Source organism: Duganella rhizosphaerae (genome assembly GCF_040364205.1).
Taxonomy (GTDB): domain Bacteria; phylum Pseudomonadota; class Gammaproteobacteria; order Burkholderiales; family Burkholderiaceae_D; genus Rugamonas; species Rugamonas rhizosphaerae.
Genome location: NZ_BPWK01000084.1, coordinates 1 through 388 on the forward strand (window position 1 = coordinate 1; position 388 = coordinate 388).

The 388-nt window shown below is 68.3% G+C and carries 1 pseudogene; it reads right to left on the reverse strand.

Going from position 1 to position 388, the window contains the following annotated elements:
• A pseudogene (locus RUGAMON1_RS32705) lies at positions 1 to 388 on the reverse strand (heme utilization protein); the annotation flags it as partial.

Consider the following 388-nt stretch of genomic DNA (forward strand, 5'->3'; position numbering starts at 1 on the left):
GCTCAGGGCGGCGATGGCGGCCGTCTTGATGGCCGACAGGTCAGCCGTTTCCAGCGCGGCGATCGCATCGCTCGACAGCGCGGCAACTTGCGCGGTGCTCAGTGCGGCAGCTTCGGCGGTGGTCAGCGCCACCACTTGATTGGTGGTCAGGGCCTTGACCTGATTGGCGCTCAGGGCGGCAATCGCGTCGGACTTCAATGCGGCGAAGTCGGCCGTTTCCAGCGCGGCGATGGCGGCGGTCGTCAGACCGGCCACTTGCGCGGTGCTCAGCGAGCTTGCTTGCGCGGTGGTCAGCGCGACGATCTGGTTGGTGGTCAAACCGGATACGGCGGCGGTGCTCAGCGCGGCGATCTGGTTGGTCGACAGCGCGGCCACCTGTGCCGTGGCC